The following is a 14,963-nucleotide window of genomic DNA, read 5'->3' on the forward strand; positions in this document are numbered from 1 at the left end:
GCAAACCGCATATCCGGTATTAGCATTCGTTTCCGAATGTTATCCCGGTCTTACAGGCAGATTACCTACGTGTTACTCACCCGTCCGCCGCTAACCTTACCCCGAAGGATAAGATCCGCTCGACTTGCATGTATTAGGCACGCCGCCAGCGTTCGTCCTGAGCCAGGATCAAACTCTCCATAAAAGACAAACTGGTTTGCCGTAACCGGAGGTTACGAGCAGCATTTTGTCGAGAAGTGCTTGTTTAGCTCATTACTTCACTAGCTTTGACATATCGCTCATTGTTCAGTTTTCAAGGAACAAGTTAGTTACTTACTTTCCGAATCACTCTCGCGACCGGAATATGAATATATCATACTTCGTTACTGCTTTGCAACTGTTTTTTTATTTTATTTTCGAATTCCGAAAGTAAAACATTCAGTTGCGACTTCCGCTTGTCCGCTTGTTCAGCGGGCGGATTTATAGAATACACCGCGACGCAATCCAATGCAAGTTGTAAAATATCCCAGACAGATAAGTGTTGAAGATTAAGTTCCTCATGGACGCAGTGACTCCATAATAGAAAGAATATAAAACGCGGACCATGGTTGATGCGTATGGTCCGCGCGCAACGATTGCAGTTATTCCAACACTATAGTTCGCTTCATCTGTTGAAAAGCCTCATCGCCAATCAAGCCGAGCCGCCACAAGGCGATTCCTTTCAACCCATATCGTTTCGCCAATCCGATCTTATCATTCACGGTCTGCGCATTCTCGCTGCCGAACGAAATCCCGAGCATCAGCTGCTCCTTCTTCACTTGCGCAAGCGCTAGCCGAATCCCCTCATCTACGCGGTTCATCGGTTCGGGCGATTCACCCGATTCGTAATGATAAGCCATTATGACCAGCTCATCGGCTAGCTTGGCCAATTCTTTATAGTCATAACCATGATAAGCGCCATTCAGTGGATGAAGGGCAAGCGATATTTTCAAACCGAGCGGCTTGGTCTTCGCGTAAAGCTTTTGTATAAAAGCGGTGAACTGCTGCTGCGCTAACTTCCGGTCACCAGTTAGACCCAAACCTTCGAAGTCGATCGCTACGCCTTTGAAGCCTTTGTCTGACGCTGTCTGGACAATCGAATCGACTGCCTTGGCACTCAGGTTGGGATCACTTAAGAGCTTGGTTACCTCTCCAGTCCCGTCTGTGCCGAATACCATAAAATACGGAGTCTTCCCGTCGCTGGCGGCTTCGGCGACGATATTCTCCGGCGTAATTGCGCCAGCTGCTTGCGGCCAGTAAAAATCTTTGCCATCGAGAATCAGTTCGCCGTCCTGATTTATCCTCGACCAGCCGAATGAAACCGCATCGAGAGCATGGATATAGCCGCGTTCCTTAAATGATGACATTGCATAGTAAGCCATCGTATAGATGTCTTCCACCGGCGATTGAATTGTAACGGTCCGCGTCAACCCGTTCCATGCTACCCCAGCGCCGAACTGCGCGCTGAAAAACGCGAGCGGTACGAGCGTGTTGCCACCTTTGTTAACCGGCGCGGCAAGGAGCTCCACGGGTGCACCATTCACGCGGGCTTGTTTCTTGTTCAACTGCAGCACAACCGTCTTGGCCTTGCCTTGCAGCGTCTTCGTTGCGGTAATCGTCTTCTTGGCTGAATCCCATACGACTGAGATGCGAAGCGCCTCTGCAATTGCACGAAACGGTACCATGTTCGTGCCATTGATACTTATCGGCTCGATCGGAAAACGAAGCGGATATCCGTCCAACACGATCGAAACGGGCGGTTTCGCGACAGTTGCCGCCAGTACCCCTTGCGATCCGGTAATCAGCAGCGATACAGCGGCGAAAGCCGTAAACGCTTTTCGGTAAACTCCCTTAATTTTGATCCTCTCCCAATCTATGAATATCGCTACCATTATAGCACGTTGATAGGTTCATTGATCAAGAAAGGGCTTGGACTCTATAATAGAGCTAAAAACGCATAATAGGTGATAAACATGGAATTTATGCTGGATCGACTTACGGATAAGATTGAATTTTATCAAGCCTACGACTTGGCTTCACTAGAGAAGACAATTGCTGTGAAAATCGACGACAACAAAGCCATGCTATTGGATGTGCATGCCGTTCAGCACAGCGTCGTGTTTGATCCCCGAGCGGAGAAAATGCTGTACAGCGCGACCGTTCATTTTAAAGCCAAAAAGTAATGTACGACGATGATGAGAATGCGCAGAAAAGCGGCAAGGAGCACAGTAAATGAAAATCAAATATGACGTGTTTGCTCATATTGAGGAGAATAGCGATACGTACAAGAATATTTCTCGCTATATTGGTGCGAATCCGGAGCTTGGCAACAGGGAGTTTCTGGCTTCGGCCAAATTAACAGAAGAGCTGGAGCGTCAAGGATTCCGCGTGGAGCGCGGCGTACTCGGTTTGGAGACAGCCTTTATCGGCACGTACGACTCCGGTCGACCTGGACCAACCGCAGCGTTCCTCTGCGAATACGACGCTCTTCCAGAAGTTGGTCACGCCTGTGGACACCATATGATCTGCATGATGAGCCTTGCGGCTGGCGCGGCGCTCAAGTCGATCGTGGACGATACAGGGGGCATCATTCGCATCTACGGTACGCCGGCAGAGGAAACGAACGGTGCGAAAGTAACGATGGCTGCGGCGGGCTTGTTCGACGATTGCGATTTTGCGCTGATGGCCCACCCGTATTACAAATTCGAGAAGTCAGGCGCTTCGCTCGCGATGGACGCCATTCAGTTCGAATTCTACGGACAAACGGCGCATGCGGCAGCGAGTCCGCATGAAGGCGTGAATGCGCTGGATGCCGTGCTCCAGCTGTTCAATTCCATTAACGCGCTGCGCCAGCAAACGCGGCCGGATGCGAGAATACACGGGATTATCGACAACGGCGGCACTGCGCCGAACGTAATTCCAGGGTACGCCTCCGCCAAATTTTACACCCGTTCCGCGTCGCGTGACTACACAAACGAGCTCACCGAGAAGCTGAAGCGATGTGCGGAAGGCGCGGCGCTCGCAACCGGTTGTTCCTGGAAATGGAACATGTATGAATTCTCGTATGATGAGCTGCGAACGAACGAGGCGTTGTCTGACGTATTTACCGCTAATCTGCTCGAAGCCGGAATTCCAGAGAATGAGATAACGACGGGCGCGGACCACGGCTCGCTGGATCTTGGCAATGTATCACTGCGCTGTCCAGCCATCCATCCGTATGTCAAAATCGTCGAGGACCGCCACCTGCTGCATACCATCGAATTCCGTGATGCTGCCATGACGGAGCGCGCACTCGACCGGATGATTTTCGGCGCCAAAATGCTGGGTGCCACCGCCTATGACATCATCACCTCGCCTGAACGATTGGCAGCTGTGCATGCGGAGTTCGCAGCCACGAAAGCAACATAGTCTAGTACACCGCGATGCTGCTTCGCAAGGAATGACTTTGATGAAATAAGCCCAACACGATAATTGGCGTCACAGATCTCATGTCTGTGGCGCCTTTTCTCGTTCGCTGTCAAATGCAAAGCATCGCCTCATGCCGTGAAGATGATACAAGCGCAAATAAAAACACGACAGCATGACAAAGCACGCTGTCGTGTGTATGACGTTAAAGCTGAAATCCGTTACGTGCAGCGGCTGTAACCGCAAGTTCCGCACGTTTTGCAGCCTTCGATATGCACGAGCGTGGCGCCGCCACAAGACGGGCACAGGTCGCGCGGATGCGCTTCGGACGGCTTGCCGCTATAGTCTTGAACGATGGCGTTTGCCGGCGGCGCAATCGTTGGCAGCGGCGAGAAGGCAACGTTCTGGGCTTCGGCCGATGCTGCTTCTTCTGCGTTCGCCGAAACGTGAAGCTCGAGCGATTTGGCCACGGCGTCCGCAATCGACTCGACACGGTTCGCGCCGAATCCGATCGCGCCGGAACCGCCGATGCCCTTCAGATGTTTGATGAGCAGCTGCACTTTGTTGCCATGATCGCCGTAGCGCAGGAACAACGAGCAGACGCGGCCGAGCGCTTCGGCCATCGCGAAGACATCCGATCCTGCTTTGCCGACATTCAGGAATATTTCGACCGGCGTGCCGTCCAGATCATTAATCGTAATATAAGCCATGCCAAATGGCGTATTAATCTTATACGTCGCTCCACGCAGAATGGACGGACGGCGTTTGTACTGCTTGTCAATAACTGGATCCGCGGCTTTATTCGCCTCTACCGCCGCCGCAACGGCCGTCTCTGCCGCGACCTTGAACGCCACCGCAGCAGCAGCTTCTCGGTCGTCAGCCGATTCCGGCGCGAGCTCCGGCTTCTTGCTGTCCTCGTCTTCCTTCTTCGTCGAGAGAACTTGTACGTCGCGGCTGCCGTCGCGATAGATCGTGACGCCTTTGCAGCCGAGCTCGAAGGCGAGCTCGTATAACCGCTTCGTCTCGTCGACCGTGAAGTCGTTCGGACAGTTCGCCGTCTTGGAGATGGAGCTGTCTACCCAGCGCTGGATCGCCGCCTGCACGCGAATATGGTCTTCGGCCGACAAGCTCATCGACGTGACGAAGTAATCGGGCAGTTCCTCGCCCGGGTTCGCATCCTTCCATTGCTGCGCGATCGGCACGTATTGCTTGTCGAAGCCAAGACGGCTTTGGCGGTAATACTCGAAAGCAAAGTACGGTTCGATGCCAGTCGACGTGCCGACCATCGTTCCCGTGCTGCCGGTTGGCGCCTGCGTCAGTACCGTGACGTTCCGCATGCCGTTCGTTGCGACAGAATCGCCGAGCTCCGGATAAGTCTCGATCATTTGCTTCATGAACCCGCTCTGTACAAATTTATCGGCGTCGAATGCTTCGAACGAACCTTTCTCTGCGGCGATCTCGGAGGAGGCCATATACGATTCGCGCGCGATAAAGCTGTAGAGTTTATCCAGGAACAACAGCGATTCCGGACTGCCGTAACGAATCCGCAGCTTGATCATCAGCTCGGCAAGCCCCATGGAGCCCAGACCTACGCGCCGTTCCCGCTTCTGGTTCCGTTCATTCTCTTCGAAATGATACGGCGTCGCATCAATAACGTTGTCCAGGAAGCGCACAGCGTAACGCGTCACTTTCCCCAGTTCAGCCCAATCCACGTCATGATTCACGTCATCATAAAACTTCGACAGATTAATCGCGGACAAATTGCATACGCCCCAAGCCGGCAACCCTTGCTCGCCACACGGATTCGTCGCAATAAGCGGGTTAAAGTACCAGCTGTTGGACATCTGGTTGTAGTACTCCATGAATACGACGCCAGGCTCTGCGGATTTCCAGGCGGATTCGATGATCGTGTGCCAAATCTCGCGCGCGCGCACCGTACGGTAATGGATGACGCGTTTGCCTTGGGCGCGCCACTTCGCCAAATCGCCGTCCCACTCTTCGTCGTAGCCTTCTTCCTTCGTATCCGGGAATACGAGCTCCCAATCCAAATCCTCTTTCACCGCTCGCATGAAATCGTTGCTGACGCAAACCGACAGATTCGCATTCGTCACCTGGCCCATCGTCTGTTTGACCGTGATGAAGTCGAGCACGTCCGGATGCCAGTCGTGAATCATGAGCATGAGCGCGCCGCGACGGCTGCCGCCTTGCTCGATCAGACCGGTCGTGTAGCTGAATAGCCCACCCCAAGAGACGGCGCCGCTGGAGGATCCGTTCACGCCTTTGACGACCGAACGTCTCGGACGAAGCGACGAGAGATTGATGCCGACACCGCCGCCGCGGGCCATAATTTCGGTCATTTCGGACAAGGTCTGCATGATACCGCCGCGGCTGTCCTTCGGCGAAGGGATAACGTAACAGTTAAACAATGTCAGCTCGTCGCTCGCGCCGGCGCCTGCTGCAATCCGGCCGCCGGGAACGAGCTTCCAATCGTCAAGCAAATAGCGGAAACGCTCCCGCCATAATCCGCGTTTCTCTTCCGTCGGCTCTACGCCCGAGATTGCGCCAGCCAGCCGGTCCCACATCTCTTCCGGCGTACGCTCGACCGTCAAGGTCAGCTTCTCGACCGATGTATTCATCGTCTCGCCGCTGCGCAGCAGGACGGTTGCTTCGTCGCCGCTGCGGGCAATGACCTCGCCGACTTCCTTGGTAGGGAATTTAGGATCGTCCTTCGTCAGGACAAGCACCGTATCGCCCATTTTCGCCAGTTCCGGCGAAGCCTGCTTCCAGGCATAACGGTCCAAAAATATTTTCTCGCTTAATCCCTCTAGCCGGCTGCTGCTCTTCATCACCATTGACATCCGTTCCTCCCCATAAGCTTCGTTCACTATATCTTGTGTCCTTCCATTATTGTATCACACTAAATATAGACGTAAATAGTGAAAAACAACCTATTTGGACAACCTAAAGCGGTACAGGCTCTCTCAAGCTGGCCGTTTCTTCCGAATGCGTGGTTTTCCATTTCTCGCGTTGCTCCAGCTTTTTCTAATGCCCTCTTATGAATTGCTATGTTCAAGGTCATACTATGAAGGACTTGTATACTCTTCATCTGGAAAGGAGTTCCTTCATGTTGCAACCGGCGAATGATCAACGAGGGGATCAGCCTTCCTCCATCCTGACGCGAAAATTAAACGCGCACGTTAACGTCCAGTTTGACCGTACTTGGCTCGGCGAGCTGCAGCAGCGGGTCGACCGCAATGGTCCGTGGGATGATTGGACCATGTATCAGTTAGCCGTCGAGGCCGAACAATCCAAATTGATCGCAAGCTTCGACGATTTGCAATGTTTGCGGACGATCCCGTCGCTCGAACCGATGCCGCATCAGATCAGCACGGCGCGTAAAGTGCTGCACGAAATGAGCGGACGCGCGATTCTCGCCGACGAGGTCGGTCTCGGCAAGACGATCGAGGCCGGACTTATTCTGAAAGAATATATGGTTCGCGGTCTCGTGAACCGCGTACTTATTCTCGTCCCCGCCTCACTCGTGCTGCAATGGGTTCGGGAGCTGAATCAGAAATTCGGCATTCCGGCCGTGGCACAGAAGAAGGAGCATTCCTGGCAGTACGACGTCGTCGTCGCTTCAATTGACACCGCCAAACGCGATCCGCACCGCGATATCCTGCTCGGTCAAGACTATGATTTGCTTATTATCGACGAAGCGCACAAGCTGAAGAACAAAAAGACGACCAACTATCAGTTCGTCAACCAGCTGCGCAAGAAATACTGTCTGCTGCTTACGGCTACGCCAGTCCAGAACGATCTCGACGAGCTCTACAACCTGATTACGCTGCTCAAACCAGGACAACTCGGCGCGCAGAGCGAGTTCTCGGCGAATTTCGTCGTCGACAAACGGGTGCCGAAGAACGAAGACCGGCTGCAGGAGGCACTCTCAAGCGTCATGGTGCGCAACCGTCGCGGTGACGGCGGCATCCATTTCACGAAGCGGATCGTCAAGAATATCCGACTTCCCCTCTCGGCCGAAGAACAAGCGCTATATGATGCCGTGACCGGCTTCGTGCGCGACCGGTATAACGAAAGCGGCGGCGATTGGTCCAGCATGCTGGCGCTCGTGACGCTTCAGCGCGAAGTATGCTCCAGCCGCGACGCCGTATTCCTTACGCTTGTCAACCTGTTCAAAAAGACGGCCGAGGACTCTCCGATCCGGGCGAAGATTTGGGAGCTTGTCGAGTTCATCCGCAACATTCAAGCCAACTCCAAAGCGGAGAAAGCGATGGAGCTCATTCGCGAGATGAACGACAAGGTCATCATTTTCACGGAGTACCGCGCCACGCAGGAGTATCTGCTGAATTACTTCCGCCAGCATAATCTCGTGGCCGTTCCTTACCGAGGCGGCATGAACCGCGGCAAGAAAGACTGGATGATGGATCTGTTCCGCGGACGCGCGCAGGTGTTGATCGCGACCGAAGCAGGCGGCGAAGGGATTAACCTGCAGTTCTGTCATCACATTATCAACTTCGATCTCCCTTGGAATCCGATGCGCGTCGAGCAGCGGATCGGGCGCGTGCACCGGCTCGGCCAGAAGAACGACGTCAAAATCTATAATCTCTGCACCCTAGGTACGATCGAAGAACATATCGTCGAATTACTCCACGAGAAAATCAACTTGTTCGAGCTGGTCATCGGCGGTCTCGATCACATTCTCGAACGGTTCGAGAAAGAAGACCAGTCGCTGGAGCAGCGATTGTCGAAGGCGATGCTCGAGGCCGGCAATACGCAGGATCTACGCAGCCGCATTCACGATCTCGGCGAGTCGCTTAACCGGTTAAAGGTAGAAGTGGAGTCCGAAGAAATCGAAGAATCGCCGATCGGAGCCATACTGGACGCCGTCGGTCAAACGGTGGAGGTGCGGCCATGAACGAACGCCAGGTTCATAAATTCGTCCAGCGCTATTTGGAGACGACCGAAAGCCGCATCGTGGAGAAATCGCCCGCGCATTTCATCGTCAAATTATCACCGCAGGCCGATCGCGATTTGACCAACCGTCCCTTCTATTGGAGCTTCGTCGACCGGACGGGTGCCGAACCGGAGACGATGACGATGATGCTGGTGACCGATAAGAAGAAATACGAGGAACGTCAGAGCGAGCAGGCGGATAGCAATCAACCAACAGGATCCGCGCCGGCCCCAGGAGCAGGATCCGCAATCGGAGCTGCTGCGGACGCTGCCATTGGCCGCTCGCTCGGCTTCGTCCACGGCAGCTTGAACGCGAACCAGCGGATGCCGCGGGAGGACCTGCACTTCGGTTCGCGCAAATTGGAGCAGCTTTTTCAGTCCGCCAAGTCGGGAGGCAGCTACTTGTGCCTCTTCCAAGAACCCGAGAAAAGGAGCGCGCACCCGTTCCAGTCCACGGCTTACACAGCTTGGCTCGGCTTGAACATTAAAGTCGAGTTCGCGTGCGACATGAAACGCGAGGAGTTTCACTCCATCGGTGTCTCCTTAGCGACCGGTCAATGCGTCGAAGAATTTCACGAATCGCTGCTCGCGCTTCGAATGACGCCGCGTCTGCCGCCCAACGTACACACGGCCAAGAATGCGCTAACACTAAACAAAGCCGCTTCGCTGGCCGAATCGCTAATGGAGCGAAAGTTGAAAAGCTACGATTATAGCTGGGCACAAGGCGCATCCGCAAGACTCGAGGAAGAACTAGCCACGATCCGCCATTATTACGAGCCGCTAGTCGCAGCAGCCGAAGACGAGGATATACGCGCTTCGATTCAGACTCAATTCGAACGCCGGCAAGATGAAATCCGCTGGCAATACGAACCACGCGTAAGCGTATCCGCCATAAACTGCGGCATTTTCTATCTGGCGGGAATCGGGTAACGACAAGAAGGAGGAGATTGACCGTTAATCCGAACATATGCGGCAAAAATAGAAGGAGCTTGTCCCGTTTCGGCGCGACAGGTTCCTACAAGCTTCGTATGCGGGCTGCGGTACAATGTCCATACTTATACTTCGTGGAAGAGCAGGTGAGCGATGATGCGCAAATGGATTCCTCTCTATGCGGCTATACTGGCGCTGGTAATCGGAAGCGGCGGCGTGCTGTCGGCCGCGGAACCCTCTACGTCGAAGCCAAACCAGGTGAGCGGCGAAGCGTCACAAGCTTCCGACCTGGAACGGCAAGCAGATCTCTGGATTCAGACCATCGCGAAACAAAATGGCTTCCAAGATTGGTTAAACGCATCGGTGGATATAACGCCAATCGGCCCCGGCCAGCACGGCTGGCTGGTCACGCTGCGAGGAACCGGGTCCGTGCCTGTCGGCTATCTAATCATTCATGCGAAAGAAGAAGGCGGCTTCATCCTCGGCGAGTACGGCGCCGGCCGCCATCCTGCATTCGATCCTAATACCTTATACACGTCGATGGTTCATCAAGGCCTTATCGCTTCCTATGCCGAAGCGACAAAACGGCCGCTGAAGCTGGAACGATTGTACGTTCATCCTCTGCTGGCCGTTTGGAAGTGGACCGCTCCTGATGGACAAGTCCGCTATTTGGATGCGTGGACCGCTGAGGAACTGCCCATCAGCGAAAGTCAGTGGCAGCAAGCCGCCAAGAAATTACAAGTCACTTCGCTTGCGAGCGGTATTGCACTAGCGAACAGCCGTATATCGACGTCGCGATTGAACGACATCTTTGACGCCTATGAACGCATGCCATGGCTGACGAAGAAGCCGATCGCGAATATGCAAACCAAGCTTCTCGTCTCGCTGCTGGATCAGAAGCGACAAATTCGCTATACGTCCGAGCTTTATGATAAACAAGTGCTAATGGTCTGGCCGGCCATCGGCTATCATCGCTGGGACGACCAGTCCCTGTTCGTTGCCTTTGATCAATACGGCTCGCGATTCGTTCCCATGTCCGCCATCGAGTCGGAAGGCCTATTTTTCAACGGCTAGTTCCTGCTGCTCTTCTTCGATCACATGTTCCTTCCTGCTGCGCCACCACAGCGCAATACCGACAGGAGCTATACCGAACCACTTGGTCAGCCAAGGCTCACGCGCAGCCTTGGCTGCTTGGCGTCTCTTCCTGCGTTCTTCTTCCGGCGTATCCATATAGGTGACGACCTGCTGCGTCACGTATTTGATTAGATCATCGCGTCCGGCCATCGGTCTTTCCTCCTCTCCCTCATGCCTTCTACTCTGTAGTGTGTCCGCGGGCAAAGCAACTCAAACATGCATGAGTTTCATGCGGAAATGCCAGTCTAAAGGAAGTGGAATTCGACATGAAAGGTGGAATTACTGGTGCGCATACATCGTCCCCATCGCCGCTTGCCAATCGGCTTCAGGGCTGCGACTTCTTGCTTCTTGCTGGTACTGCTGCTGTTCCCCGTCGCAAGCGCATCGGCCGGCCCCATGCCGGAGCCTGAATACAAACGCGCGCTTCCCGCGGCAGAGGTGCTGATCGACGTCGGGCATGGAGGAATTGACAGCGGCACCGTATACAAGGACCTTCTGGAGAAGGATATCAATCTCGCCATAGGCAAGAAGCTTTATTTGCTGCTGCGGGCTAGCCATATTCGAGCCGTCATGAATCGAGACGGCGATTACGCGCTTAGCGACGACAATCGTTGGCATGGCAGCCGCTCCCGTCACCAGCGCGACTTGTCTCAGCGTTCCGAGCTCAGCCGCGAGCTGGACACAAGCATCGTCGTCAGTCTGCATGTGAATTGGGCCAACAACCGCAGCGCGAGCGGCCCGCTGGTGCTTCATCAGCGCGAAGGCCACAGCGCGATGCTCGCCGACTACATCCAGCACGCGTTGAACGTCCAGCAGCATACCTCCGCGATGCCCCGCATCGGCAAACCTTATTACCTGCTCAACACGATTCGGCAACCCGCCGTCATCGTGGAGATGGGCTTCATGAGCAATGAGCGCGACCGTGCCATGCTGACCGATCCTCGCGCTCAGCTTCAGATCGCAGATGCCATTGCTTCAGGGGTGCGGAATTATATCCTTCTCCGATGAAGGCACAAGCAATTCAGACAACTTGACGAATGCCGCTTTCCGCGAGAGCTGCGGAATCGAGTCGCGAAGCACGGCAGCGGTTTTTTTGCCCGGCGGACCGACATGACCGATCGTCACACATGCTTCGTGCGCGTTGATATGCTGTTGGACCACCCCCATTTGCTTCGCGATATGCTGTGCGGTATAGACATCATCGAGGAATACGTGATTCGACAATTGCGGTACGCCTAACTCAGCCGCCAATTTCGGAATTACCGATTTCCATGTCGTGCGGCTATCTAAGAAAAACATCCCGTGCTGCTTGACGACCGACAGCACGATACGCATGACACGCTCGTCGCTTGTCGCCTTTGAGCCCATATGATTATTCATGCCGATTGCGAATGGCACATCCGCGATCGCGGCCTCTACCCGGCGGCGAATCTCCTCGTCCGGCAGATCTGTCGTAATGGCGCCAGGGCCAAGCCAAGAACGTTTGCCTCGGTTCGGTTCCATCGGCATATGCACAATCACGTCCAGCCCTTTCTCATGGGCGAGCTGCGCATCCCGCTTGGTCGTCGGCATGAACGGCATCACGGCGGCGGTAAACCGGATCGGCAGACTGAACATCTCTTCCGTGCCGGTCATGCCATTACCGAAGTCGTCGATCACAACCGCGATCTGCCGATCGGTCAACGCGGGTTGAGCGGCCGGCTCTGTGCTCTCGGCGGATATTTGGGTCATGGGAAACAACAGTGGCGAACAGACTAATAACAGCGCAGCGATTCGTACGAATGGAAGCCGCATGCGGATACGCCCCTTTCACGTAAAAAGATATCCTCATTGTGCGATGCGACCCTTTAAACTATCCAAGGGAAATCCCGCTGATCCGTACGCCTTCCTTTATACTTGGCCGTATGCGCGCAGAAAAGAATGAACCTGATCCACATGGGCCAGGTTCTTTCTAATGGAATATTCGCTCAAAAAATGACCGTCCACGCTCAGGTCAAATCCGTCCTTGGCGAATCGAACGGTTCATATACGTATGTTCTGCTAAGCTTCACCACTCGGCGGTTATGGCGTCGGATTAACACGGCATCCTCGTCCCAAGCGACGACGATGCCGATGACGTCGTTCAGCTCCAAACCATCGCGCACGACCCGGATTTTGGTTCCATCCTGACGGAACTTGTCCAGCACGCTATCGCTTATCATTCACAGCTTCCCCCTTATAACAAAAAGCCTTGGGCGCAAATTCCGGTTCGCCCAAGGCCATATTATTTCTTCTACGCGCTCATCGCATTCGGCGCGTTAACCGACATGTTCCTTCGAGCCATTCGTCTCATACCACTCGTCCAATACGCGCGATGACATGACGCGGCTGGCGATATATTCGGCTTGTTTCTGGGAGAACTGCTCGCTCCATGCGAATTCGAGTTCTTCGCACATCTTCACGATTGTCAGCAACTCCGACCAAGCGACGTACCTTTTATACCAGAAAAATTGCGGGTGTTCAATCATATAAGGATATAGATCGTCGAATTCGGTATGTTTGCAATCGAGCGCGCGCTCGAAGTGAACTTTAGCATCGGACAACTTGGATTGCAAATACTCGGCTGAAAATTTCCCCATGCTTATGCGCCTCCCCTCGGTTCTCATGATCATTATAGCGGATAAACCTTCATCCGAAAACCCATTATGCGTGGTACATTTGACCTTATTCCGATTCGAATTGAATCGTGCCGCCTTCAAGCGACTTGATGCGAACGAGCGAGTCGACGCGAATGCCCTGCTCGCGAATGGTCCGCGCGCCGGCCTGGAATGATTTCTCCACCACTATGCCAAGACCCGCAAGCTTCGCTCCGGAGCGTTCGATGATCTTGATCAGGCCGCGGGCCGCATCGCCGTTGGCAATAATATCATCGATGAAGAGCACCGTATCCTCTTCCTTCAAAAATTGGCGAGATACCATGATGTCCGTTACGATCCCCTTGGTAAAAGAAGGCACTCGCTCCATGTACGCGTCCGGGTCGGCGATCAGTGTCTTCTTCCGTCTAGCGAACACGAGCGGCACGCCTAGCGCCATGGCCGTCGCGAACGCGACCGGGATGCCGGACGATTCGACCGTGATGACTTTCGTGATGCCCGACTCGGCGTAAAGTCTAGCGAATTCCTTGCCCATCTCGATCGTCAGCTCGGGTTCGACCTGATGATTCAATAAGCCATCCAATTTCAAAACGTCCTGATTCAGGACGGATGCTTCTTCTAAAATGCGCGTTTTCAATCGTTCCATCGCTTTCCCTCCACGGAAAACCTTTTTCGTAAAGGTACCATACGCGCGCCCGAATGCGCAACCACATCTATCAACCAATATAGGAACTTGTCATGCCTGTCCTTGCCGAGGCATAGGGTGTATTAGAGGTTGAATGGCGGAGAAAGGCAGGACATGCGCAATGAATAGAACCGTGAAAGTCATGCAGATCGCCTTTACGTACATGGGCACGATCGTGGGGGCCGGATTCGCGACCGGTCAAGAAATCCTGCAATTTTTTACCCGTTTCGGCAATTGGGCCGTCGCGACGATTCTAGTGGCAACCATTATGTTCATCTGGCTTGGCACCAAAATGATGCTTATCGCGGCGGAAGTTAACGCCAAATCGTATGAAGACGTGAACAAAGTGTTGTTCGGCGAGCGATTCGGCCAATGGGTCAGCCATTTTATGTTGGTCGTCCTGTTTGGCGTGACCGCTGTCATGCTCGCCGGAGCCGGGTCGATCTTCAACGAGCACTGGAACATCTCGTATCAATCCGGCCTCCTCATTACTTTGTTCCTCTGTTTCTTGCTGCTGCGCAAAGGGATGAATGCCATTCTGGCTGTCAACTCGATCGTTGTCCCCATTATGCTGCTCTTCACGGTGCTTATCGTACTGGATACAATGAACGCGCCTGAAGCCAACCGTTGGATTCTCATGACGAGCGATTTGTCTCCAATGGCCGCATGGTTATCGCCATTTCTGTACGCGGCTTTCAATCTGTCCATGTCCCAAGCGGTTCTCGTGCCGCTCGGCGCCGAAACCAAGGACCGAAAAACGATTATCTGGGGCGCCTGGCTGGGCGGGCTCGGCATCGGATTTATGCTGATTGCGGGTCATTACGCATTATCCGCTTATATGCCCGGCATTCAGCAGTTCGCGATTCCGATGGGCGGCATCGCGCGCGAGCTTGGCAACGGCATTCAATGGATGTACATCTTCCTAATATTCGCCGAAATATTCACAACCCTGATCGCCGATATTTATGGCTTGACGCTTCAATTGCAAGAGCGATTCAAAGTGTCGCAGACGCTGATCATTCTATCGATTCTGCTTATCTGCTACCTGCTCAGCCAGATCGGCTTTGGCACGCTGCTGTCCACGCTGTATCCGCTCTTCGGACTAATCAGTCTTGGCTGGCTTGCGCTCCTGATTCGGCTTCGAATATCGGATGTCAAACGGTAGGCACCACATCAAAAAAACCGGC

General features: G+C 54.0%; 14 protein-coding genes and 1 rRNA gene. 7 read left to right on the forward strand and 8 right to left on the reverse strand.

Going from position 1 to position 14,963, the window contains the following annotated elements; genetic code table 11:
- Together ACFFSY_RS14420 and ACFFSY_RS14425 are read right to left on the reverse strand one after the other, a co-directional pair.
- Positions 1–184: ribosomal RNA gene (locus tag ACFFSY_RS14420) — 16S ribosomal RNA — on the reverse strand; the annotation flags it as partial.
- Between the two features lie 436 nt (positions 185–620).
- Positions 621–1,910 carry a stalk domain-containing protein gene (locus tag ACFFSY_RS14425; RefSeq protein WP_377495105.1) on the reverse strand — a complete coding sequence of 430 codons (1,290 nt, stop codon included), beginning with the start codon at positions 1,908–1,910 and terminating at the stop codon, positions 621–623.
- Between the two features lie 81 nt (positions 1,911–1,991).
- On the opposite strand from ACFFSY_RS14425, the gene ACFFSY_RS14430 reads away from it, so the two are divergent.
- Both ACFFSY_RS14430 and ACFFSY_RS14435 read left to right on the forward strand, forming a co-directional pair.
- Positions 1,992–2,201 (forward strand): DUF2536 family protein, encoded by a 210-nt coding sequence (locus ACFFSY_RS14430; protein ID WP_377495107.1) that lies wholly within the window; start codon positions 1,992–1,994, stop codon positions 2,199–2,201.
- 49 nt (positions 2,202–2,250) lie between these two features.
- Positions 2,251–3,426 (forward strand): M20 family metallopeptidase, encoded by a 1,176-nt coding sequence (locus ACFFSY_RS14435; RefSeq protein WP_377495109.1) that lies wholly within the window; start codon positions 2,251–2,253, stop codon positions 3,424–3,426.
- A gap of 218 nt (positions 3,427–3,644) precedes the next feature.
- On the opposite strand, the gene ACFFSY_RS14440 is transcribed toward ACFFSY_RS14435, so the two are convergent.
- The gene (locus tag ACFFSY_RS14440) at positions 3,645–6,275 is read right to left on the reverse strand and encodes an adenosylcobalamin-dependent ribonucleoside-diphosphate reductase (RefSeq protein WP_377495566.1); all 2,631 of its coding nucleotides are present in this window, start codon (positions 6,273–6,275) and stop codon (positions 3,645–3,647) included.
- Positions 6,276–6,547: 272 nt separating this feature from the next.
- Here ACFFSY_RS14440 and ACFFSY_RS14445 point away from each other — a divergent pair, with 272 nt between their 5' ends.
- The 3 genes from ACFFSY_RS14445 (at position 6,548) to ACFFSY_RS14455 (ending at position 10,398) form a co-directional block, all read left to right on the forward strand.
- Positions 6,548–8,356 (forward strand): DEAD/DEAH box helicase, encoded by a 1,809-nt coding sequence (locus ACFFSY_RS14445; protein WP_377495111.1) that lies wholly within the window; start codon positions 6,548–6,550, stop codon positions 8,354–8,356.
- On the forward strand, positions 8,353–9,324 hold the full coding sequence (locus ACFFSY_RS14450; RefSeq protein WP_377495113.1) for a YqhG family protein: 972 nt from the start codon (positions 8,353–8,355) through the stop codon (positions 9,322–9,324). The genes ACFFSY_RS14445 and ACFFSY_RS14450 overlap by 4 nt, the downstream gene beginning before the upstream one ends.
- Before the next feature lie 153 nt (positions 9,325–9,477).
- Positions 9,478–10,398 (forward strand): hypothetical protein, encoded by a 921-nt coding sequence (locus ACFFSY_RS14455; protein WP_377495115.1) that lies wholly within the window; start codon positions 9,478–9,480, stop codon positions 10,396–10,398.
- Here the strand turns inward: ACFFSY_RS14455 and ACFFSY_RS14460 are convergent.
- Positions 10,381–10,608, reverse strand: coding sequence for a YqzE family protein (locus tag ACFFSY_RS14460; protein ID WP_377495117.1), 228 nt, complete (start codon positions 10,606–10,608; stop codon positions 10,381–10,383). The genes ACFFSY_RS14455 and ACFFSY_RS14460 overlap by 18 nt on opposite strands.
- 135 nt (positions 10,609–10,743) lie before the next feature.
- Between ACFFSY_RS14460 and ACFFSY_RS14465 the strand changes: the two genes are divergently transcribed.
- Complete coding sequence (locus tag ACFFSY_RS14465; RefSeq protein ID WP_377495119.1) at positions 10,744–11,466, forward strand: N-acetylmuramoyl-L-alanine amidase family protein; 723 nt, start codon at positions 10,744–10,746, stop codon at positions 11,464–11,466.
- Here the strand turns inward: ACFFSY_RS14465 and ACFFSY_RS14470 are convergent.
- The 4 genes from ACFFSY_RS14470 to ACFFSY_RS14485 all read right to left on the reverse strand — a co-directional run bounded on the left by ACFFSY_RS14470 (position 11,434) and on the right by ACFFSY_RS14485 (position 13,737).
- On the reverse strand, positions 11,434–12,252 hold the full coding sequence (locus tag ACFFSY_RS14470) for a divergent polysaccharide deacetylase family protein (RefSeq protein ID WP_377495121.1): 819 nt from the start codon (positions 12,250–12,252) through the stop codon (positions 11,434–11,436). The genes ACFFSY_RS14465 and ACFFSY_RS14470 overlap by 33 nt on opposite strands.
- A 194-nt stretch (positions 12,253–12,446) precedes the next feature.
- Positions 12,447–12,659 carry a hypothetical protein gene (locus ACFFSY_RS14475; protein WP_377495123.1) on the reverse strand — a complete coding sequence of 71 codons (213 nt, stop codon included), beginning with the start codon at positions 12,657–12,659 and terminating at the stop codon, positions 12,447–12,449.
- Positions 12,660–12,755: 96 nt separating this feature from the next.
- Positions 12,756–13,076, reverse strand: a complete 321-nt coding sequence (locus ACFFSY_RS14480; RefSeq protein ID WP_377495125.1) for a hypothetical protein — start codon at positions 13,074–13,076, stop codon at positions 12,756–12,758.
- 85 nt (positions 13,077–13,161) lie between these two features.
- Positions 13,162–13,737: a xanthine phosphoribosyltransferase gene (locus ACFFSY_RS14485; RefSeq protein WP_377495127.1), complete on the reverse strand. Its 576-nt coding sequence runs from the start codon at positions 13,735–13,737 to the stop codon at positions 13,162–13,164.
- Between the two features lie 160 nt (positions 13,738–13,897).
- Here ACFFSY_RS14485 and ACFFSY_RS14490 point away from each other — a divergent pair, with 160 nt between their 5' ends.
- Positions 13,898–14,941: a YkvI family membrane protein gene (locus ACFFSY_RS14490; RefSeq protein WP_377495129.1), complete on the forward strand. Its 1,044-nt coding sequence runs from the start codon at positions 13,898–13,900 to the stop codon at positions 14,939–14,941.
- The last annotated feature ends 22 nt before the right edge of the window (positions 14,942–14,963 follow it).

Source organism: Paenibacillus aurantiacus (genome assembly GCF_042431225.1).
Classification (GTDB): domain Bacteria; phylum Bacillota; class Bacilli; order Paenibacillales; family Paenibacillaceae; genus Paenibacillus_Z; species Paenibacillus_Z aurantiacus.

Excerpts from the sequence above, each read along its gene's own strand:
- ACFFSY_RS14460 (WP_377495117.1), bottom strand. The coding sequence starts at position 10,608 with ATGGCCGGACGCGATGATCTAATCAAATACGTGACGCAGCAGGTCGTC.
- ACFFSY_RS14430 (WP_377495107.1), top strand. The coding sequence starts at position 1,992 with ATGGAATTTATGCTGGATCGACTTACGGATAAGATTGAATTTTATCAA.
- ACFFSY_RS14445 (WP_377495111.1), top strand. The coding sequence starts at position 6,548 with ATGTTGCAACCGGCGAATGATCAACGAGGGGATCAGCCTTCCTCCATC.
- ACFFSY_RS14485 (WP_377495127.1), bottom strand. The coding sequence starts at position 13,737 with ATGGAACGATTGAAAACGCGCATTTTAGAAGAAGCATCCGTCCTGAAT.
- ACFFSY_RS14435 (WP_377495109.1), top strand. The coding sequence starts at position 2,251 with ATGAAAATCAAATATGACGTGTTTGCTCATATTGAGGAGAATAGCGAT.
- ACFFSY_RS14470 (WP_377495121.1), bottom strand. The coding sequence starts at position 12,252 with ATGCGGCTTCCATTCGTACGAATCGCTGCGCTGTTATTAGTCTGTTCG.
- ACFFSY_RS14475 (WP_377495123.1), bottom strand. The coding sequence starts at position 12,659 with ATGATAAGCGATAGCGTGCTGGACAAGTTCCGTCAGGATGGAACCAAA.
- ACFFSY_RS14455 (WP_377495115.1), top strand. The coding sequence starts at position 9,478 with ATGATGCGCAAATGGATTCCTCTCTATGCGGCTATACTGGCGCTGGTA.
- ACFFSY_RS14425 (WP_377495105.1), bottom strand. The coding sequence starts at position 1,910 with ATGGTAGCGATATTCATAGATTGGGAGAGGATCAAAATTAAGGGAGTT.
- ACFFSY_RS14480 (WP_377495125.1), bottom strand. The coding sequence starts at position 13,076 with ATGGGGAAATTTTCAGCCGAGTATTTGCAATCCAAGTTGTCCGATGCT.
- ACFFSY_RS14490 (WP_377495129.1), top strand. The coding sequence starts at position 13,898 with ATGAATAGAACCGTGAAAGTCATGCAGATCGCCTTTACGTACATGGGC.
- ACFFSY_RS14440 (WP_377495566.1), bottom strand. The coding sequence starts at position 6,275 with ATGGTGATGAAGAGCAGCAGCCGGCTAGAGGGATTAAGCGAGAAAATA.
- ACFFSY_RS14450 (WP_377495113.1), top strand. The coding sequence starts at position 8,353 with ATGAACGAACGCCAGGTTCATAAATTCGTCCAGCGCTATTTGGAGACG.